The following is a 19,131-nucleotide window of genomic DNA, read 5'->3' on the forward strand; positions in this document are numbered from 1 at the left end:
TACCATCTTTAATGACAAAAAGGAGTTTTTCACATGAAAGATTATAAACTTTATGAACTGGGAGACATTCAGCTACAATCAGGTGACATACTGCCAAATGCTGTTCTTGCCTATCAAACATACGGGACACTAAATGCGGAAAAGAATAATGCCATTGTTTATCCTACATGGTTTGCAGGCTTGCATACTGATAATGAATGGTTAATCGGAACTGGTAAGGCACTGGACCCAGAAAAGTATTTTATCATCATACCGAATATGCTTGGCAATGGATTATCCTCTTCTCCAAGCAATACACCAGCGCCCTATCATCAAGCAAATTTCCCACTCATTTCAATTTATGATAATGTGCGACTACAGCATCAATTGGTTACTCAAAAGTTTGGTATTAGTAAAATAGCACTCGTAGTTGGCTGGTCGTTAGGGGCTGTACAAACCTTTCAATGGGGAGCAAGTTACCCTGAGATGGTCGAACGAATCGCTCCATTCGGAGGGACTGCCATGACTAGACCCCATGCCAAGGTTGTATTTGAAGGAATGATTGCTGCCCTTCAAGCTGATTCTAACTGGAAAAATGGTTTTTACACCGAGCAACCTAAAGAGGGATTGGCTGCCATGGGACGCGTCTATGCAGCTTGGGGATTCTCACAGGCTTATTATTTAGAACAGCTCTATCAGCAAGAAGGCTATGAAACGCTGGAGGAATACCTCGTGGATTACTGGGATCAAGTGTTTTTAAGCTTTGACGCCAATGATTTAATCTCCATGCTACGTACCGGCATTACTGGAAATATTAGTGCCAATTCGACGTATGATGGTGATTTCGAGCTTGCATTAAGCAAGATTACAGCTCGTGCATTGGTCATGCCAGGAAGTACTGATCTTTTTTTTCCTCCAGAGGACAATAATTATGATGCACTACATATGCCAAATGCGCGCTTCCTCCCTATTGAATCGAAGTGGGGACATTGTGCAGGGATTGGACAGCATGAGCCAGATTCTGAATTTATTGATAAAAACCTGAAAATGCTCCTGCTTGAATAAAAACCACTTTACTCTTGACTTTCCCCTGCACGGGAAACTATATACTTCCATTATGATAGAGATTGGAGGTGATATTTTGTTTAAAATTAGTGTGTTTTCTAGGCTAAGCAAAGTATCCTTAAAAACATTGCGCTACTATGATCAAATCGGCCTATTAAAGCCAAGAAAGGTGGATCACGAAACTGGCTATCGTTACTATTCGGCAGACCAGCTCCTTGAAATCAACCGAATTTTTATTTATAAGGAATTAGGATTCACTTTGCCACAAATCATTCATTTGGTCCATGAAGATATTACATTAAAGGATATTCAAGGAATGTTTAAGCTGAAAAAAAATGAAATTCAAGGCATTATCGATATGGAACAAGCCAAGCTTGCTCGAATTGAGGAACGTATGCAGCTTTTAGAAAGTGAGGGGCAAGTGGAAACCATACAAGAAATCAGATTCAAAGCTGAAAATGCCCAGCAGTTCCTTTCTTTGAAGGCGCATGGGAAAGAAGAAGACATTCCAGACCTATTTCGTACATTTAATCGAATATTATCAAAAGAAATTCGCCAATTGGCTCAAAGTCCTCAGGTCGTTTTATGGAAAGAAATAGAGGATAAAGAAGATGAATTCGAATTTGAAGTCGGTTATTTTTTAAGCCAGGAGCTTCCATTGTTTCCAGATACATTTCAATTACGAACTCTTCCACCTGAGCCAATGATGGCCACCATGACGTTTCGCTCGGATGCTAATTTTGCTAGTACAGCCTGTGTAGATTTAGCAAAATGGATTGTAAAAAATAACTATCAGATTAAGGAACTGATTAATGCTAGTAATGAAGGCGTTTCTATTGCTAATATTAAGAACACCTATTGGTAAAAATATTTCGTTGGCTATGGCCGCATATAAAAGTAAAAAACAGTTGGGGTCATCCCAACTGTTTTACTATATATTCACTACTTTTTTCGGCTTCATCTTGGCAAGACGTAGGAGATAAATAATAAAGACCACTCCTAGTAAACCGGCCCCTGATAAGTAGACAGAAGCATATCCTGCCTGTACGGCCACCATTCCTAAAATATAAGAGCCTAGAGCAATCCCAAGGTCAAACATCGTGAAATAGGTTGCTGTTGCGTAGCCGCTTCGTTGGATGGCTGTTGATTGAACCGCTAATGCTTGTAAGCTCGTTGTCACTGCTCCGTAGCCAAAGCCTACAAAAATAGCTGCACTTAAAAATAACATGGGTCCTTCAACGAAGGCTAGCATGATAAGTCCGATAGCAAAAGAGATAATACCTGGAATAATAACAAATTGAGGCCCCTTTGTATCATAAAGTTTTCCTGTATATGGACGTGTAATTAACATAGCTGCTGCAAACACGGCATAAAAAAGACTGGCAACCGCCATTAAACCTTTTTGCTGTGCATAGACCGATAAAAATGATAAAACACTAGCATACGAAAAAGCTACTAAACTAGCAATTGCTGCAACGGGCAATGCCTTTCGCTCAAATAAATCATGGAAGGTGAACGTTAATTTCCCTTTATGTGCTGGCTGCGGTAAATCGTCAGTATGAACCGTTAATGCTAAAATGCCTCCAGCTAGTATACAAAAACTCATGACAATAAATAACACGTTAAAAGTGCTATATTGAATTAATAATAGACCAATAAATGGCCCAATGACAACCGCTAGATTTGTAGACATCGTGAAATAACCTAAACCTGCCCCTTTTCGCTTGGCTGGTACAATATCTGCAGCTAATGATCCTGCGGCTGTTGTAATGATACTAAAGAAGATCCCCTGAATAAAACGAAGACCCAGTAAAAGTCCAAATGGATGAATAAATAAATATAAGACAGTACAAGCAAAATAGCCGGCTATGGATAGCACTAGCAATTTTTTCTTCCCAAACACATCTAATAATTTCCCTGAAAACGGACGTACAATTATCGCTGATAGTAAAAAACCTGACAATAACAAGCCGGCTTCCTTATCTGTTTGGTGTAGTTCACCGATGGCATAAAGCGGCAAAGTCGTTACTAGCCCATAAAAAACAAAAAAGACAGATATATTTGTTAAAAAGAGACTAATAAATCGCTTTGTCCATATTTGTGTATTCTCCCCTTGCTGCAAGTTAATCAACCTTTCATTTTTTCCAGTAATATCATAAACTGCTGCTGCTCCTCAGCAGTAAGTGATCCTACCATTTCTTCCTCAAAAGCTAAAATTGTTTCTGTAATGGCTGGTAAGCGGTCATTGGCTTGTGCAGTTAAGGTTACAATTTTTTCACGCTTATCTTCCCCGTCTAATCGTTCGACCCAGCCCAATGTCTCTAATCGTGTGATAGCTCTTGTAATGCTTGGTGCCTCTACATTTAAATATTTCCATATTTGCGTTAAGGTCATAGGCCCGTTTTTATGTAAGCAATATAAAATGGTCCATTGGGAGCTATATAATTGATGCTGCTTCAACACTTCATTTAAGCAGTTCGTTAAGTACCGACTTTTTTGAAATAAAGCATGGAATATCGGATTCATATGGTCTTCCTCCTAAAAATTATTTACCTAGCTAAATAAACTATACGCTTCATTTTTTCCTTTGTAAAGCAACTAATTTGGCAAAGGGCATTCTATCTTTGCAGGGAATTTTTTGCATATGTCGAATTAAGCAAGGAGATCACAAGGAAAAGGAGATGGAATCATGGGGAAAAGGGTTTTAATACTTGCAGGAGATGCAGTAGAAGCTTTAGAAATTTTTTATCCTTATTATCGTTGTCTTGAGGCAGGTTTTGATGTCACAATCGCAGCACCATCCGCAAAGAAATTACAGACAGTATTACATGATTTTGTAGAGGGCGTCGACACATATATTGAGCGTCCTGCCTATGGCTTAGAGGCACATGCTTCTTTTGCAGATATTGATCCATCACAATTTGATGGTTTAATGATTCCAGGGGGAAGGGCGCCAGAATATATCCGTTTAAATGAATATGTACCGACCATTGTGAGTCATTTTTTTGAAACCAATAAACCGATTGCCGCTGTTTGTCATGCAGCACAAATATTCGCAACCATCCCCGAAGTACTAAAAGGACGCGAACTTACAGCCTACATTGCTTGCAAACCAGAAGTTCAAGTAGCTGGGGCCACCTATATAGATGCCAATCTTCACACAGATGGCAACTTAGTAAGCGGTCATGCTTGGCCAGATTTACCAGGGCTAATGCGTGAATTTATTAAAAAACTAGAGGGATGAGCATTAAGGATGCCTAAGCATAGGCATCCTCTTTTTTATGACTGGCTTTCCTGTAATTCAATTTTCTCTACTTCTTGCGTCGATGTAAGGTAGCTAATTCGTACATGAACTCCAAATTCTTTGTCAGGTTGCTTCAGCCAAAGCTTAAATTTTTCAATGGTTGACGCTCCATGTACTTCCTTTCCCTCATGTAAATAGTCCACAATCTTTGCATGGGGATACTTCCCCTTCACTTCTTCTACCGCTAGCTTTCCCCACTTCGCATAGGCAGGTGTTTCTTGCTGTGCCAAAACTATCTCTGGAATATGTAATGGCACGGCAAACAGAAGTCCAAGCATTACATACACATTTTTCACAGAAAACCCTCCTAATTAACGGTATAAAATGATGAACGAAGTAAAAAATAAGAGCTCCAAAAGTAATTACTAATGGAGCAGCGTTGTTTATTGTTTGGGCTGTTGAGGATTATTATGAATGACTTGGTTAAACTCAGCTGAGTATTCTTCTCGATCATTCTTTTTATGTGTATCCTCTTTCTTTTTCTTTTTAAAGCTTGTTTTCCTTTTCTTCGCCATTGCTTACACCTCCAAAAAATAATTAGTTCTTTTTATTGGATTGTTGATTTTTATCATGATTGGTTTTATTGTTTTTATTTTTGGCCTTCGCATCAAACTCTGCCGCGAACTCCTCATTCAAGTTGTCATTCGGGTTGTTATTATTACTATTACTTCTATCGAGGTCTTTGCTTTTGTAGGTGCCAAAAGGATTATGCGTTCTGGCATTCATGGTTTTTTTGCTGTTTTTATTATTTCGATTGCCCACAGATATCACCTCCTACATATAATTTGCTCAGGTACTCGCGTTTATATGAGGTATTTTTTTCGGGCATTTTTGTAAAAAAAAAATGAACATCCCTAACCCAAGTTAGTCATGTTCATTCTAATCTGTCTCTAGACAATGGTATATTCCGTTATATTTAACAATGCTCCCACAGCTCCAGAAAAGCCATGATCATTAATAAAGACAGGTGTATGCTTTTTCGTGCGTGTATAATTGGCAATTACGCGGGCAAGATGTTCATTATTGCTGAGAGTCGATCCAATATAAACGATATGCTGTGTATTTTTTTCCTCAGCATATTGAATACTTAATGTTGTAATCACTTCACCAACAAGTCCCTGTACAGTTGCAATAATATCCTCAGCAGGATGCTTCATGGATTGTGTAATGCCCACTTTACCAAAATTACTCGCAGTTAAATGCCCATCAATGGGTGTATCCATTCCTTGATAAATGTCTTTGACTAATAAATCTATACCTTCTCGATGACCATTAGCAGCCATTTCACGAATTTCATTATAATCTGTAATGCCTGTTGTAAGCGCTGACAATCCTATTAATGTTCCGCCACCAACGCCTGTCCCACCAACACGTATATGTGTATTATCTTCCATATAATGTATAGAAGTACCCGTTCCGATATTAGTAATCATACTACGTTCAAACAAGTAGCCTTCCTTATTTAACAAAAAACGAACACCTTTTAATGTAGCTTCAAATTCTACTATATAATGAATCGATTTCATTGTTTTAATGACATCAAGTAATTGTTCTGTACGTCCCCCCGTAACACCAATATCCTCAATATCTGGATGATCAATAATCCAATTTTTCACAGATAGCAAATCATTTGACGGGAAGGTTGTTAGAATAAGTTCATTGTCTTCATCTAAATAAGCAACCTTTGTCAATGTGCCACCTGCATCAATACCTATAGCCTTTGGCATACAATTCTCCTTTGTGTTTATTACGTAACCTCATCTATTACGAATGATCATTACGCTAGTAGTCAGGCAACTAAATAAGTTCCATGCCTTCATTGGTGTCAAGGATTTTGCAAGGAGTTTTGGTGTGCCAAAATCCTGACTAACTAGTCATTGTCCGAAACGATAACGCCTCGTCCAGTCCCCCAAATCTTGTAATGACATTTTCGCCCTTTCTAAACTTTAACGCTGTTGAAATAATTGTGCAATAACTTCATAAACATTCATAAAAAAATCACGAAAAATATCAATTTATTTCTCATCTACAAGTGAATCTTGACGAATTATAATACTTTAACATCATTCTACTAAAAAAACAAAAAAAGTGAAAATGCACTGCTTGCAAACAGGCATTTCCACTTTCTTTTACGATGCAATTAATTAACGTGCTGAATAACCACCATCAATAACTAACTCAGCACCTGTAATATAAGAAGCTTCATCGGATGCTAAAAATAAGATTGCATTCGCTACTTCTTCTGGTTGACCAAGACGACCCATTGGCGTAGTTTTTACTAACATATCCATAGCTTCTTTTGCTTCCGATAATTTTGCTGTCATCGGTGTTTCAATAACACCTGGGAATACGGTATTGACACGAACATTGAAAGCACCAAGCTCGGAAGCCGCTGCACGAGCGATCGCACGTAAAGAGCCTTTAGATGCTGTATATGCATTGAATCCTGCACCAATAATGGCTGTGTAAGATGATGTATTAACGATTGAGCCCTTCCCTGCTTCCTTCATATATTTAGACGCATGTTTAATGCCAAGGAATGGACCAAAAGCATTGATATTGTGCATGATGGACCAGTCCGCTTGTGTAATTTGATCTGGACCTTTTTCTGAAGAAATACCAGCATTGTTAATTAAAATATCGATACGACCATATTTTTCGACAATCGCTTTTGTCACTTCTGCCCAGTTTTCGTCAGAAGAAACATCTAATTTCATGCCCTCTACATTTTCGAGCTCTGAGATTTTCGCTAGGTTCTCCTCGTTAATATCTGCTGCAATGACTGTCGCACCTTCTTGTGCAAACAACTTTGCCATCGCTGCCCCCATTCCAGATGCTCCACCTGTAATCATTGTAATTTTATTATTTAAACGTCCCATTACTTTATACTTCCTCTCACTTGAAATTTGTCTGTCGTACTAGTATAAACCGTCCCTTTTAGACCACAATAAAAGTATAGGTTTAAATAGTTTACTATTAAACTATATCATTTTTAGTAACCGTTTTCAAAGAATATCTCCATATTCATGAACAATCTGTTTTATCTTTCCCCATTTTTACGATACGATATACTATAGATGTGGAACCATTTGAACGGAGGAATACAAGTGAAAGATCAAAAAAGACTTTATAAAGAAGCGATGCAGGTTTTAAAAGATACAAGTCGCACTTTTTATATACCCATCACTTTCTTAAAAAATGATTTAAAGGTATCGGTAGCAGCTGCCTATTTAGCGATGCGTGCCATCGATGAAATAGAGGATCATGAACAGCTTTCCAATGATGTAAAGTTTGATTTATTATCGGCAACTAGTGACCTTTTAAAGGACACATTTAATAATGAGGCATATCAAGAATTGGTAGCGCCTTATGCGGCACAGTTACCTGAGGTAACCCTTCGCTTAGCAGATTGGCTAGCATTCTGCCCTGAGGAATCTCGAAAAATTGTCCAAGCTTCTACAAGTGAAATGGCCTTTGGTATGGCGAAGTGGGCTAAAGCTAATTGGCAGGTGCATACACGCGAGGATTTAGATGATTATACATACTACGTAGCAGGGCTTGTTGGGACAATGCTGTCTGAGCTTTGGGCGTGGGGTGCAGACATTCAAACAGATCGCGATTTAGCAATTGGCTATGGTCGAGGTCTCCAGGCTGTCAATATTTTACGCAATCAGCATGAGGATATGGATGAGCGTGGCGTAAGTTTCGTTCCTGACGGCTGGACACGCGAGGATTTATTTACTTATGCAGAGGAAAATCTCGCGAAAGCTGATCTTTATATGAAAGATATTAATAAACGCACAGTATTATTATTCTGTCGATTACCACTTGCATTAGCGCATAAAACATTAAAAGCCATGCAAGACGGTCGTGAAAAAATAACACGTACAGAGGTTGAGCAAACCGTTGAAGAGGTACAGGCAGACTGATGGGCGGCTCTCATTTCTAGAATGACCCATTAATATGTAATACCAATAAAACCCCTGCATGAGAATTTTCTCGTTCAGGGGTTCCTTTTTGAGCAGCACTTTATAAAGGTTTGCGTTACGCAAAGGTCAATCGCTAGTTTCAGATATTTTTTAAAGCTCCATAAAAATTACGGACAATCTCCCATTGGTACGCATACTTTCTGCTTGCACAAAGCTTCAACTCAAACAAAGCTTACAAACATTACTCCCCTTAAATAAACTGCTACCTACCGGGGGGTCTTACACTTTAGTGGGTTTCTTTCCTTAATTTGTAGCAAGAAGCTGCACAATGATTTCATAGCTAAAAAAGACTGACAGCATTGTTAACAATGTAAACACTATTTTTTCCACTTTACTACCTGTTTTTGTAGTAAGCGGTAGACGCACCGAAATGGAGACTGGGAAAAATAGCTTTACACCCTTTTTGGTCCCCATATCTAATAAAACATGGCTTGCCATCCCTAATAAAATACCTATTGTAACGGACTTATAAGGTATAAATGTATGTAGTAGCATCCCAATCAAAAATAAAAACAGCAAACTATGTGTAAAGGAACGATGCCCAAACAGCGAATTAACTATTTTTGAAATGATAGGAAGCTTCCTTCCGATTTTGCTACCACCATGGCAAATATCTGGAAGTAATGCACCGATAACGCCTGCCCCTACCAAAACAAGCGGATTATCATTTGAAATTTGTGCAAAGGCTAGACTTGCTGTAATGCCCCCAACCATATGGGTATTCCCTTGCATAAAGTACTTCCACCCTTCTTACGCATTTTGCGAACCATCTTAATGTAACATAAATACGCCCAAAAGGGAACATACATTCCGAACGTACGATCTGAAATATTTTCATCCAATAATTGTATAGCCATAAAGTATATGGTTAAAAATAGGGATGGAGGTTATTTATGAAAGCTTATAGAGGACTACTTTTTATTATATTGGTAATGGGCAGTAGTGCGTGCCTTTGGTATTTTGCTATCCCCCTGGCCCCCATTCATCCACTGAACAAGCTTGCTCATATTATTGGAGGCTTAGCGATTACAGGACTCTTCCTTGTGTTTCTTTTCTCAACAAGAATGAAACTACTAGAGCGTTGGTTTAATGGGCTAGGGCGCTTAAATTTTTATCATAAAGTATTGGCCATGTTTTCACTTGGTTCTATCATGATCCATGGGCAATTGCAAAAGATGGTTCCTGATCAAGAACTCCCGCAAACATCTTTTCGTGAATGGGCGAAAGAGCTTGGAGAGCTCGGGCAATATGGATTTATCATCCTAATCGCCCTTGCATTCCTAGCAAAATTTTTAAAATATGAGCATTGGCGCTGGTTACACCGCTTTTTGCTTCTTCCTTATACATTGGGTATTTACCATACTTATTTTTCGAGCGAATATGATTTATTACAGCCCTCAGCATTGGGTATTTTCACTGCTCTTACAACAACTATTGGTTTTATGTCTGCCCTGTATATGATGACAATGTATCAAGATATGTTTTTCCGGTATAACGGTTCCATTTCCAACATTCAAAAACTAAATATCCATGTCATCGAATTAGAACTGACCCTTACGAAAAAGCTTCATTACCGACCTGGACAATTTATCTTTCTAAAAATCTTTCAGGAAGGCATTGAAAAAGCACCCCACCCTTTCACTATTTCTGGTGGGGATGGAGAAAAAATTAGGGTGACGATCAAAGCAGTCGGCGATTTTACAAAGCAGGTCTACAAACAAATACAATTGAACACCCCTGTTGCCATAGATGGTCCTTTTGGCCATTTTGACTTTGCCAAAGGAGCCAATCAACAACTTTGGGTTGCTGGTGGCATTGGCATTACGCCGTTCATAGCCTATTTACAAACAAAACCTACTAAGAAAATTGATTTATATTATTCCTTTCATGGTGTGGATAATATGGTATATAAAGATTTTTTACTGAACTATGCGCAATCCAATGATAAATTTACGGTCACCTTTATTGATACAACAGAGGAGGACAGGCTTTCCTTTGACCGGATGACCATACCAGCTCATACAAGTATTTATCTATGTGGACCCGAAAAAATGATAAAGCACTTCAAATCGTCCGCGCCTACTAGCCATATAGAATGGGAAGCATTTAAACTAAGATAGCAAGTGTTCCCCTTCGGACTATAGACAACCTCAAAAACATTTGAGTGGAACTATAGTCTTTTTTCTTTTAACCATTTAATGAAGAAAGGACGCTGTTTTCCACTATAGGAGATTGAGGAGCTGCTTTGCTTCGCACAGAAAACACCCACTCCGTTCAATCAACTTCTCCATAAAGCACTCCTCTACATTTTTTCTAAAAGATAAATTCTATCTAAAGCATGAAAAAATTCAGTTGTTTCTCCTTGCAAATTTCGAGTTTGGTGCGTCATGACATTCAGGCAATCATCCTCTCATCAGAAATCCTTCATTCAAGACTCTCTAATTCGAGCAATTTACTTGGAATTTGAGTTCATTTATCGTATAGTAAACACGCAACTTATAATGAAGGAGTCAAAATGATGACAGTGACAAAAAGCAATATAAATAAAGTTATGCATGACCGTAAATCTGTTCGTAAATACGACGAAAATTATAAAATCCCTCAAGAACAACTAGAAGAATTACTAACAGAAGCCACTTCTGCGCCATCTTCAAGTAACTTACAGCCATGGCGCTTTATCGTCATTCAAGATGAAGTAATAAAAAAAGAGTTACGTGCCATTGCTAACAATCAAGAACAAGTGGAAACTTCCTCAGCTGTTATTGCTGTGCTAGGCGATACAAAAATGTACGAAAATGCGGAGTCAATCTTTACAAAAAATTACGATCTTGGTTATATTAATGAAGCAACTAAGGATTTAATGATAACTAATTCTATGAACTTGTATTCTCAGCTTCCTCAGGAGATTTTAAAAAATATCGTTACATTTGATGCTGGTCTAATTTCCATGCAAATCATGCTTTTAGCAAAAGACATGGGCTATGATACAGTACCAATGGGTGGTTTTAACAAAGAAGCCTTCGCCAAACATTTTGAATTAGCTGACCATATCGTACCCGTTATTTTAATTGCGATTGGTAAAGCAGCAGCCCCTGCCTATAATTCTTCACGTATTGAGCTCGAGCATATCGCCAAATTCATGTAATACATGTAAAATGGTCACCTTTCTATATAGGAAGGTGACTTTTTTGTGAATAGGCTGGCATGTCAGGTACCACTACAAACATAGGATAGTAATGTTTGCGAATAGTAAACGGTGAAAAATTAAAAAAATGATTCTCCAACACTAGCACAATAATTTTCCCAGGGATATTTTTTGCATTTCTTTCCTTCATTACTCAAAAAATCATCATAAAAGAAATAATGGACATTTTCTTTCTAGTACATTTGTGTGATTGCTACTAAAAATTACATATAAATGCTTGTAGATTAAACATAATAGGATTGGTATCATTAGGAGGTATTTTCTTAAGAAGGGAGGTTTTTCTGATGGACTATAATTATTATAACTCTGATTTAGATGCAGCCATGGGAGGCTTATTTCTTATCCTAATTTTAGCATCTCTAGTTCTTGGGCTAATCGCCTACATTATTAGTGCACTAATTTATTTTATGACATCTAAAACAAATGGTTTTGGAGATGTAGCCTATATTGCTTGGATTCCTATCATTAATGTATACAGTCTTTTCCTACTGACTGCTGGTGGAGATAATCGAGAAACGATTCGTGCAACGGCTCTAAAAAATACGCTTATTTATGCAGGCTTGTTTATCGTTTCGTTTATACCAGTTATCGGTATACTCGCATCACTAGGTATGGTGGGCTTTACATTGTATTTCACATATCGCCTATTCTATCGCTGGTGTGGTGAAACTGGTAAGGCTGTACTTTTCACAATTCTAATGGTTATTACAGGCGGGCTGTTCTTTGCTATTTACGGTTTAATGCGCATGAACAAACCATTCGTAGCCTAGTTCACCATCTTAAAACCTCTTTAAGTCTTCAGACTAAAGAGGTTTTTTGGCGTAGTTTCACATAATAATGCCGCATAGATTTAGGAATTCCTTTTAATACTAGAGTGCCATTATAAACTAAATATCGGATTCTATATTCTAAATAAAAGATGTTTGGCTGTTTCTCCATGCTAGCAAGTAGCTCTAAAAGAAATGTTCCAGTTTGAATAAAATCCACATGTCCCTGCTCATGATGCATTTCTTTTAGCTTCTTCACGATGAAAGAGTCATAAAAATTTTCAGGCACCTCTTGAATATGCTGATGCTCCCATTGACGAAGTACTGCTGTTGATTCTGCCAAACCTTCCCATTGCTGTAGAAATTTTTGACGTCCCTTTACTGATAATCTCTTTATATCATACAGATTTGGATTCCACTGACGTTCGATCACTTGCTGTCCATTTGAATGTATAAGAAATATTTCATTGTGCTGATCACGCAATACATAGAGGAAAAACCGAAGCCCACATTGTTCTTCTATATGGTCCCCACACCAAATATAGATAGGTAGGTGACTAGGGATATCACGTATCTCTCGAATGGCATCTCTTATTTTAGTAGGACCAACAAAGTCATCCATCTCATCGTTAATATTTTCCATTAACCACTTTTGGCGGAATGCTTGTCCTCTTTCTTCATCAAGCTTCCACAGCGGTCCTATAGACAAATCCTCAGGAAAGCCAATGACATATTTAGGCGGAGCAAGTTCCACTCGTAAGGAGCCAGCTGCAGATTCTGAGCAAACAATATGTGCAACTCGGGCAGTTGTCGTCATCCTGTTTCTTTGAAGCTGAATGTAATCATTAATGGTGTCTACCAAATAGCTAAGGTGTTCCGCCGCAGCCCAAAAAGACCATCCCTCTTTAGGATCACTTTGTTCATGCCGAAATGTTGTAAATGGCTCTGATGGCGGAAGCTCATACCTCTCCCATTCTCCATTTTCCACGACATTTGCTAATGTAATGGAATCGAGCGTTTGAATTGTATATACAAGCACCTGATTGTGGTCGTACAAAAAATAGATAAATGGGTAGTGCATCACTGTTTCCATATCCTTGGTCTCCTTTTCAAATGATAGCTTTATACTAACCTCTTCCATTATTTATTCAAAAAGCAGCTAGTCCCTACAAAAAGTATGTTATTATTATAGTTAGAAAATTTTGAATTTCTGTCAAGTAAAGGGGATTGATAATATGTATGAAAATATTTTAAGACATCCGGGGCCGACACCGATTCCAAAGAGAGTTCAGCTAGCGATGAGTCGGGATATTTTTAGTCATCGGAGTCAAGAATTTGTAGAATTATACCGAAAAACGATTGAGGCGGTAAAGCCTGTCTTTGGCACGACACAGGACATTTTACTCTTGCCATCGGGCGGGACAGCTGCACTAGAAGCTGCGGCAGTCAATACGGTTGCCGCTGGTGAGGAAGTTGTGGTCATTACGGTCGGGGCATTCGGTGACTATTTCGTTTCCATTTGCGAGCAATACGGCTTCCATGTACATAAGCTTGAAAAAGAGTGGGGACAAGCTTGCACACCTGAGGAGCTACAGGCATTTTTACAGCCATTACAAAATATCAAAGCGGTTTTTATCACATATAACGAAACTTCTACAGGCATTTTAAACCCTGTTGCTGAATTAGCACAAGTGATTCAAGACGAAACAGATGCACTCGTTATCGTGGATGGCGTAAGCTGCATCGGTGGCGCGCCGGCTGAAATGGATGCTTGGGGTATTGATATTCTCGTGACAGGCTCTCAAAAAGCGATGATGCTACCGCCTGGACTCTCTCTTGTCAGTGTGAGCGAAAGAGCTTGGCAAGTCATTGAAGATAATCAAACGCCAGCCTATTATTTAAATCTATTAAGTTATCGTAGTTGGGCTGAAAAGGGGATGACGCCAAATACTCCTGCTATCACGCTTATTGATGGCCTGCATGAGGTTTGTCAGTTAATTGAACAGGAAGGTGGCTTCCAGCAAACAATTGCCCGTCATGAACTCATGAAAAACATGGTACGTAGCGCTATGAAAGCATTACACATCGAGCTCTTAACTGAAGATCAATATGCCTCCCCTACCATTACAGCTATTATGGCACCAAAGGGAATTGAGCTTGGTGAATTCTTAACACACCTTAAGCAGCAATATCACCTAGATTTTGCAGGTGGCCTTGGTCACCTACAAGATAAAATTTTCAGATTTGGCCATATGGGCTACTGCTTCCCAAGTGATATCCTACAAGCTGTATCCTTATTGGAGGCCGCGCTTCAAGACTTCGCTTATGACTTCCAGCCAGGCGCAGGTGTCCTTGCCGCTCAAGAGGTATATTTAGCAGCTCAACGTAAAGCATTGCAACGTTAATAAGAAAACAGGTGAAGCATTTTTCTTCACCTGTTTTTGTGCTTTGAATAGCTTGATTTGGGTAATACCTTCTCTTTTTTAAACAAAAAGTATGGTCATTGTTAAACTAAATCTCTGCTCTTAGCTAAATACGTGGCACGCATGCTATCAGGGACCATACTCCCTCCTGTTGCCCAAATCAGATGTGTTGCCTGTTCCATTTTGTCCGCTAAGTTATGCTTTTCCAAATAGCTTTGCCCGTTTTTCATTAATCGAATCGGTCCAAACATTCCCGCATGTGCGGATGGCTCTAAAAATAATTTTTCGCTATCCATTGCTAAACCTAATGAGGTAAACAATTCTTCATCCGTCACTGTATAGCAGCCGCTTATATACGTCTCCATTACTTTTCCTACAAACTTGGAGGCGCGGCCCACTGCCAGACCATCTGCTTCGGTTTTATTGTCTAATTCAATATCCTCTACGCTAATAGCATCATGAAGTCCAGTCATTAAGCCTAGCGTCATGCAAGGAGATGCCACGGGCTCCGCAAAGAAAATATGCACATGTTCACCAAATAGTTCTCGTAATCCGTAGGCAACTCCACCTGGTCCTCCTCCTACCCCACATGGTAAATAAACAAACAATGGGTTTGTAGCACTGACTGGCACATTCATATGTTCTAATTGCCCTTTTAAACGCATTGCTGCGACTGCATAGCCAGCAAACAAATCCTTAGAGTTTTCATCATCAATGAAATGACACATCGGATCTAATTCTGCTTCTTGGCGTCCCTGTTCAACGGCAGCACTGTAATCACCCTCATATTCAACAACCGTGGCCCCTTTTTCTCTGAGTAAAGCTTTTTTCCATTCCTTGGCATCACTCGACATATGTACAACGACATTAAAGCCGAGCTTCTTGCCCATAATGCCGATACTTAAGCCTAAATTTCCTGTTGAGCCAACTGCGATGGTGTATTGCTGAAAGAAGGATTGAAACTCCGCAGATGCTAAACGCCCATAATCATCTATTTTTTGGAGCTTTCCACTCGCCAGCGCCAGCCTTTCAGCATGCTTTAAGACCTCATAAATGCCTCCACGCGCCTTGATGGAACCTGAGATAGGTAAAGCATGATCGGATTTTAAAAGTAACTGACCTTCTATAAGCACACCATATTTATTCTCAATCGCACCTTTCATAGCAGGGATTTCTTGAATACCTGATTCGATTAATCCATTACTTGCCACAAGCTCAGGGAACGCCAGCTTTAAATATGCGGAAAAGCGTTGTAACGTTTCCTCTGCCTCCTCCACTTCTTCCATAGTAAAAAGCGATGTTGCCGGATTCTTCACTCTATTTGTATTTTCCCAAAGTACAGTATCTTTTGCCGCCATCAATTTCAACTGTGGAAACTGCTCTAAAAAATCATGTTTAAGTTCATTTTTCACCTGTAGAATCCTCCATTTTTTGTGCAGAAATCGCTCGTTCACAAATTTGTCGAAATTTCATTTCAAACGAAATATTGTTTTCTTGTGTCCTTTTTTTAGGGCCCTTGGTACGTCCACCTGCCCTTCGAATTTTTTGACCGACATGACGCATATCGAGCAAACGTTCGATATTTTCATTAGACATTTCTCGTCCATTTTGATCAATAGGATACCCTCCTCTTGCTAAAACCATTGCCGCAAGCCCGTAATCCTGTGTAATGACAATATCATGTTTTGAAAGCGCGTTCACTAGCGTAAAATCAACCGAATCAGGACCTTTCGGTACAATAATTGTTATTACATTATCACGTTCCACACGGTGGGATGTATCGCAAAATAAGATAGTTTCAATCTCAAACTCAGATGATACAGATAGCGCCAAATCCACTACTGGACAGGCATCAGCATCTATAAGAACCTTCACAATAAGGCATCATTCCTTTCTCATAATTAGATGAATACTAATACAATAAATTATTTTAAAATAATATTTACATGACCCCTCTTGCTCAATTTTTCACAAACTCAAAAAGTATTTTATTGAATAGTTTGAAAAATAAATATACGATACACCTATCAACTAAATGGGGGTTTTACTATGACAATCACAACTGTTAGCAATGAACAATTAGCTAAAGAATACGTAGATGGCGTATTCGAGCAACTTAAACAACAGAACTGTCATCAAGCGGAGTTTCTACAAGCAGCTGAAGAAATTTTTATTTCATTAGTACCTGTATTCGTCCAACATCCTGAATATATTAAGGCCAATATTTTATCACGTATTGTTGAGCCTGATCGCATCATTTCCTTCCGTGTCGCTTGGCAAGATGATCATAATCAAGTCCAAGTAAATCGTGGATATCGTGTACAATATAGCAATGTCATGGGGCCTTATAAAGGCGGTCTACGCTTCCACCCTTCGGTAAATGAATCCATCATTAAATTCCTTGGCTTTGAACAAATCTTTAAAAATGCTTTAACAGGCCAACCAATCGGTGGTGGTAAAGGTGGCTCAAACTTTGATCCGAAAGGTAAATCAGATTCTGAAATCATGCGATTCTGCCAAGCGTTCATGACTGAATTATACCGTCATATTGGTCCAGATGTCGATGTTCCTGCTGGTGATATTGGTGTAGGCGCTCGTGAAGTAGGTTATTTATGGGGGCAATATAAACGTTTAACGAAAGCTAGTGAATCAGGTGTATTAACTGGGAAAACTCCTGGGTATGGTGGCTCTTTAGCACGTAAAGAGGCAACGGGTTACGGTACAGTTTATTTCGTTAATGAGATGTTAAAAGATGTGAATGATTCATTTGAAGGAAAAACTGTGGTCGTTTCTGGTTCTGGAAACGTTTCGACGTATGCAATTGAGAAAGCACAGCAATACGGCGCAAAAGTAGTTGCTTGCTCTGATTCCTCAGGCTATATTTATGACCCAGAAGGCTTAGATTTAGATGTCATTAAAGAAATCAAAGAAGTAAAAGGTGATCGTATTTCAACTTACGTAAGTTACCGACCAAATGCTACTTTTACTAATGGCTGCACTGGCATTTGGACAATTCCTTGTGACATTGCTCTACCATGTGCAACTCAAAACGAAATTAATGGTGAATCAGCTCGTACATTAATTTCTAATGGGGTCAAAGCGATTGGTGAAGGTGCCAACATGCCTTCTGATCTTGAAGCAATTAATGAATTCTTAAATGCAGGTGTATTATTCGGACCAGCAAAAGCAGCGAATGCTGGAGGAGTTGCTGTATCTGCTCTTGAAATGGCACAAGATTCAAGCCGCGTATTTTGGTCATTTGAAGAAGTAGATGCGAAACTTCATCAAATTATGAAAGATATTTATTCAGATAGTAAAGCTGCTGCTGAAAAATACGGCTTCCCTGGCAACTTAGTTATGGGTGCAAACATCGCTGGCTTTATTAAGGTGGCAGATGGAATGCTTACTGAAGGCATTTATTAATTACTGACCTAGCAATCTAGCATAAATCCACCACCCAGTTACGAAGCATTTCAAACACACAAGGTGATGACGATTATTCGTTATCACCTTGTTTTTTATTGCAAATCAGCAATAAATGATATAAATAAACACACAAAACGAACATTTTTCATATTAAATATTTAAAATATTCGTGTTATAATTTTAGAGTACTATGAATATTGGAGGGTTTTTTGTGGAATTATTGTATACAGGGAAAACGAAGAATGTGTTCAGATTAGAAGACGGTCATTATTTATTAAAATTTAAGGACGATGTAACAGGTGAAAACGGCGTGTTCGACCCAGGCGCTAATACGGTTGGCTTAACAATGGATGGTGCTGGCTTAGCGGGTTTACGCTTAACTTCTTATTTCTATTCTAAATTAAATGAACAAGGTGTTCCTACTCACTATGTAGATGCAAACTTTGATGATGCAACAATGACTGTAAAACCTGCAACAGTGTTCGGGAACGGTTTAGAAGTAATTTGCCGCTTTAAGGCAGTTGGCTCATTCCTACGACGCTACGGCGCCTATGCGCAGGAAGGCCAAGATCTTGATGCCTTTGTGGAAGTTACCATTAAAGATGATGATCGCCAAGATCCTCCAATCTCTGAAGATGCATTAGCTATGTTAAACCTGTTAACACACGAAGAATATGCCATTTTAAAACAACGTACAATTGAAATTTCTAAATTTGTAGGAACTGAGCTTGCTAAAAAGGGCTTAACGCTTTATGACATTAAATTGGAATTCGGCCGTGATGCCCAAACTAATGAAATTTTATTAATCGATGAAATTTCTGGTGGTAATATGCGTGCTTACAAAGGTGAGCAATATATTGAACCATTAGAGCTTGAAAAAATTATACTAAGTAACTAAGAAGAGTCGCCGTTGTGCGGCTCTTTTGTCATGAAAATAACTTATTTTTACTTTCTACGAAACTTTTCACTGGGT

The 19,131-nt window shown here is 38.8% G+C and carries 21 protein-coding genes; 10 read left to right on the forward strand and 11 right to left on the reverse strand.

The window, feature by feature from the left end; translation table 11 throughout:
* Positions 1 to 33 precede the first annotated feature (33 nt).
* Both ACOZBY_RS13950 and ACOZBY_RS13955 read left to right on the forward strand, forming a co-directional pair.
* The gene (locus ACOZBY_RS13950; protein ID WP_012293832.1) at positions 34 to 1,044 is read left to right on the forward strand and encodes an alpha/beta fold hydrolase; all 1,011 of its coding nucleotides are present in this window, start codon (positions 34 to 36) and stop codon (positions 1,042 to 1,044) included.
* A gap of 76 nt (positions 1,045 to 1,120) precedes the next feature.
* Entirely contained in the window at positions 1,121 to 1,909 is a 789-nt protein-coding gene (locus tag ACOZBY_RS13955; RefSeq protein ID WP_422762488.1) for a MerR family transcriptional regulator, read from the forward strand.
* 66 nt (positions 1,910 to 1,975) lie between these two features.
* Here ACOZBY_RS13955 and ACOZBY_RS13960 read toward each other — a convergent pair whose 3' ends face one another.
* Both ACOZBY_RS13960 and ACOZBY_RS13965 read right to left on the reverse strand, forming a co-directional pair.
* Positions 1,976 to 3,166, reverse strand: a complete 1,191-nt coding sequence (locus ACOZBY_RS13960; RefSeq protein WP_373561634.1) for an MFS transporter — start codon at positions 3,164 to 3,166, stop codon at positions 1,976 to 1,978.
* A gap of 5 nt (positions 3,167 to 3,171) precedes the next feature.
* On the reverse strand, positions 3,172 to 3,570 hold the full coding sequence (locus ACOZBY_RS13965; RefSeq protein WP_012293828.1) for a MarR family winged helix-turn-helix transcriptional regulator: 399 nt from the start codon (positions 3,568 to 3,570) through the stop codon (positions 3,172 to 3,174).
* Positions 3,571 to 3,733: 163 nt separating this feature from the next.
* On the opposite strand from ACOZBY_RS13965, the gene ACOZBY_RS13970 reads away from it, so the two are divergent.
* Complete coding sequence (locus ACOZBY_RS13970) at positions 3,734 to 4,288, forward strand: DJ-1/PfpI family protein (RefSeq protein WP_031419513.1); 555 nt, start codon at positions 3,734 to 3,736, stop codon at positions 4,286 to 4,288.
* A 35-nt stretch (positions 4,289 to 4,323) separates the two neighbouring features.
* On the opposite strand, the gene ACOZBY_RS13975 is transcribed toward ACOZBY_RS13970, so the two are convergent.
* The 5 genes from ACOZBY_RS13975 to ACOZBY_RS13995 form a co-directional block, all read right to left on the reverse strand.
* Positions 4,324 to 4,644: a DUF3889 domain-containing protein gene (locus ACOZBY_RS13975; protein WP_031419511.1), complete on the reverse strand. Its 321-nt coding sequence runs from the start codon at positions 4,642 to 4,644 to the stop codon at positions 4,324 to 4,326.
* Positions 4,645 to 4,731: 87 nt separating this feature from the next.
* A complete protein-coding gene (locus tag ACOZBY_RS13980) occupies positions 4,732 to 4,863 on the reverse strand; it encodes a hypothetical protein (RefSeq protein ID WP_004269370.1) in 132 nt (43 codons plus the stop codon).
* Between the two features lie 22 nt (positions 4,864 to 4,885).
* Complete coding sequence (locus tag ACOZBY_RS13985; protein ID WP_031419509.1) at positions 4,886 to 5,110, reverse strand: hypothetical protein; 225 nt, start codon at positions 5,108 to 5,110, stop codon at positions 4,886 to 4,888.
* Positions 5,111 to 5,238: 128 nt separating this feature from the next.
* Positions 5,239 to 6,075: a type II pantothenate kinase gene (gene coaW / locus ACOZBY_RS13990; protein ID WP_012293825.1), complete on the reverse strand. Its 837-nt coding sequence runs from the start codon at positions 6,073 to 6,075 to the stop codon at positions 5,239 to 5,241.
* Between the two features lie 417 nt (positions 6,076 to 6,492).
* Positions 6,493 to 7,227: an SDR family NAD(P)-dependent oxidoreductase gene (locus tag ACOZBY_RS13995; protein WP_012293824.1), complete on the reverse strand. Its 735-nt coding sequence runs from the start codon at positions 7,225 to 7,227 to the stop codon at positions 6,493 to 6,495.
* Between the two features lie 228 nt (positions 7,228 to 7,455).
* On the opposite strand from ACOZBY_RS13995, the gene ACOZBY_RS14000 reads away from it, so the two are divergent.
* Complete coding sequence (locus ACOZBY_RS14000) at positions 7,456 to 8,277, forward strand: squalene/phytoene synthase family protein (protein WP_080695181.1); 822 nt, start codon at positions 7,456 to 7,458, stop codon at positions 8,275 to 8,277.
* A gap of 303 nt (positions 8,278 to 8,580) precedes the next feature.
* Here the strand turns inward: ACOZBY_RS14000 and ACOZBY_RS14005 are convergent, their stop codons facing one another.
* A complete protein-coding gene (locus tag ACOZBY_RS14005; protein WP_012293821.1) occupies positions 8,581 to 9,069 on the reverse strand; it encodes a metal-dependent hydrolase in 489 nt (162 codons plus the stop codon).
* A 161-nt stretch (positions 9,070 to 9,230) separates the two neighbouring features.
* Here ACOZBY_RS14005 and ACOZBY_RS14010 point away from each other — a divergent pair, with 161 nt between their 5' ends.
* The 3 genes from ACOZBY_RS14010 (at position 9,231) to ACOZBY_RS14020 (ending at position 12,312) form a co-directional block, all read left to right on the forward strand.
* A complete protein-coding gene (locus ACOZBY_RS14010; RefSeq protein WP_036215484.1) occupies positions 9,231 to 10,457 on the forward strand; it encodes a ferredoxin reductase family protein in 1,227 nt (408 codons plus the stop codon).
* Positions 10,458 to 10,855: 398 nt separating this feature from the next.
* On the forward strand, positions 10,856 to 11,482 hold the full coding sequence (locus ACOZBY_RS14015; protein ID WP_031419498.1) for a nitroreductase family protein: 627 nt from the start codon (positions 10,856 to 10,858) through the stop codon (positions 11,480 to 11,482).
* 344 nt (positions 11,483 to 11,826) lie between these two features.
* Positions 11,827 to 12,312, forward strand: coding sequence for a hypothetical protein (locus ACOZBY_RS14020; protein ID WP_012293817.1), 486 nt, complete (start codon positions 11,827 to 11,829; stop codon positions 12,310 to 12,312).
* Between the two features lie 28 nt (positions 12,313 to 12,340).
* Here ACOZBY_RS14020 and ACOZBY_RS14025 read toward each other — a convergent pair whose 3' ends face one another.
* The gene (locus ACOZBY_RS14025; RefSeq protein WP_422762489.1) at positions 12,341 to 13,402 is read right to left on the reverse strand and encodes a DUF1835 domain-containing protein; all 1,062 of its coding nucleotides are present in this window, start codon (positions 13,400 to 13,402) and stop codon (positions 12,341 to 12,343) included.
* Between the two features lie 142 nt (positions 13,403 to 13,544).
* Between ACOZBY_RS14025 and ACOZBY_RS14030 the strand changes: the two genes are divergently transcribed.
* On the forward strand, positions 13,545 to 14,714 hold the full coding sequence (locus ACOZBY_RS14030; RefSeq protein WP_012293815.1) for a pyridoxal-phosphate-dependent aminotransferase family protein: 1,170 nt from the start codon (positions 13,545 to 13,547) through the stop codon (positions 14,712 to 14,714).
* A 101-nt stretch (positions 14,715 to 14,815) separates the two neighbouring features.
* Here ACOZBY_RS14030 and ACOZBY_RS14035 read toward each other — a convergent pair whose 3' ends face one another.
* Positions 14,816 to 16,144: a D-serine ammonia-lyase gene (locus tag ACOZBY_RS14035; RefSeq protein ID WP_012293814.1), complete on the reverse strand. Its 1,329-nt coding sequence runs from the start codon at positions 16,142 to 16,144 to the stop codon at positions 14,816 to 14,818.
* Entirely contained in the window at positions 16,134 to 16,607 is a 474-nt protein-coding gene (locus ACOZBY_RS14040; protein WP_031419490.1) for a YaiI/YqxD family protein, read from the reverse strand. The genes ACOZBY_RS14035 and ACOZBY_RS14040 overlap by 11 nt, the downstream gene beginning before the upstream one ends.
* 174 nt (positions 16,608 to 16,781) lie before the next feature.
* On the opposite strand from ACOZBY_RS14040, the gene gdhA reads away from it, so the two are divergent.
* A complete protein-coding gene (gene gdhA / locus ACOZBY_RS14045) occupies positions 16,782 to 18,155 on the forward strand; it encodes an NADP-specific glutamate dehydrogenase (RefSeq protein WP_012293812.1) in 1,374 nt (457 codons plus the stop codon).
* A gap of 214 nt (positions 18,156 to 18,369) precedes the next feature.
* Positions 18,370 to 19,056 carry a phosphoribosylaminoimidazolesuccinocarboxamide synthase gene (locus tag ACOZBY_RS14050; RefSeq protein WP_099805989.1) on the forward strand — a complete coding sequence of 229 codons (687 nt, stop codon included), beginning with the start codon at positions 18,370 to 18,372 and terminating at the stop codon, positions 19,054 to 19,056.
* Positions 19,057 to 19,131 lie beyond the last annotated feature (75 nt).

Source organism: Lysinibacillus sp. NPDC056220, from assembly GCF_049315265.1.
Classification (GTDB): Bacteria; Bacillota; Bacilli; order Bacillales_A; family Planococcaceae; genus Lysinibacillus; species Lysinibacillus pinottii.

Coding starts and splice junctions, on each gene's coding strand:
- ACOZBY_RS13995 (WP_012293824.1), bottom strand. CDS start 7,227: ATGGGACGTTTAAATAATAAAATTACAATGATTACAGGTGGAGCATCT.
- ACOZBY_RS14005 (WP_012293821.1), bottom strand. CDS start 9,069: ATGCAAGGGAATACCCATATGGTTGGGGGCATTACAGCAAGTCTAGCC.
- ACOZBY_RS14025 (WP_422762489.1), bottom strand. CDS start 13,402: ATGGAAACAGTGATGCACTACCCATTTATCTATTTTTTGTACGACCAC.
- ACOZBY_RS14030 (WP_012293815.1), top strand. CDS start 13,545: ATGTATGAAAATATTTTAAGACATCCGGGGCCGACACCGATTCCAAAG.
- ACOZBY_RS13950 (WP_012293832.1), top strand. CDS start 34: ATGAAAGATTATAAACTTTATGAACTGGGAGACATTCAGCTACAATCA.
- ACOZBY_RS13970 (WP_031419513.1), top strand. CDS start 3,734: ATGGGGAAAAGGGTTTTAATACTTGCAGGAGATGCAGTAGAAGCTTTA.
- ACOZBY_RS13965 (WP_012293828.1), bottom strand. CDS start 3,570: ATGAATCCGATATTCCATGCTTTATTTCAAAAAAGTCGGTACTTAACG.
- ACOZBY_RS14020 (WP_012293817.1), top strand. CDS start 11,827: ATGGACTATAATTATTATAACTCTGATTTAGATGCAGCCATGGGAGGC.
- ACOZBY_RS14015 (WP_031419498.1), top strand. CDS start 10,856: ATGACAGTGACAAAAAGCAATATAAATAAAGTTATGCATGACCGTAAA.
- ACOZBY_RS13980 (WP_004269370.1), bottom strand. CDS start 4,863: ATGGCGAAGAAAAGGAAAACAAGCTTTAAAAAGAAAAAGAAAGAGGAT.
- coaW (WP_012293825.1), bottom strand. CDS start 6,075: ATGCCAAAGGCTATAGGTATTGATGCAGGTGGCACATTGACAAAGGTT.
- gdhA (WP_012293812.1), top strand. CDS start 16,782: ATGACAATCACAACTGTTAGCAATGAACAATTAGCTAAAGAATACGTA.
- ACOZBY_RS14010 (WP_036215484.1), top strand. CDS start 9,231: ATGAAAGCTTATAGAGGACTACTTTTTATTATATTGGTAATGGGCAGT.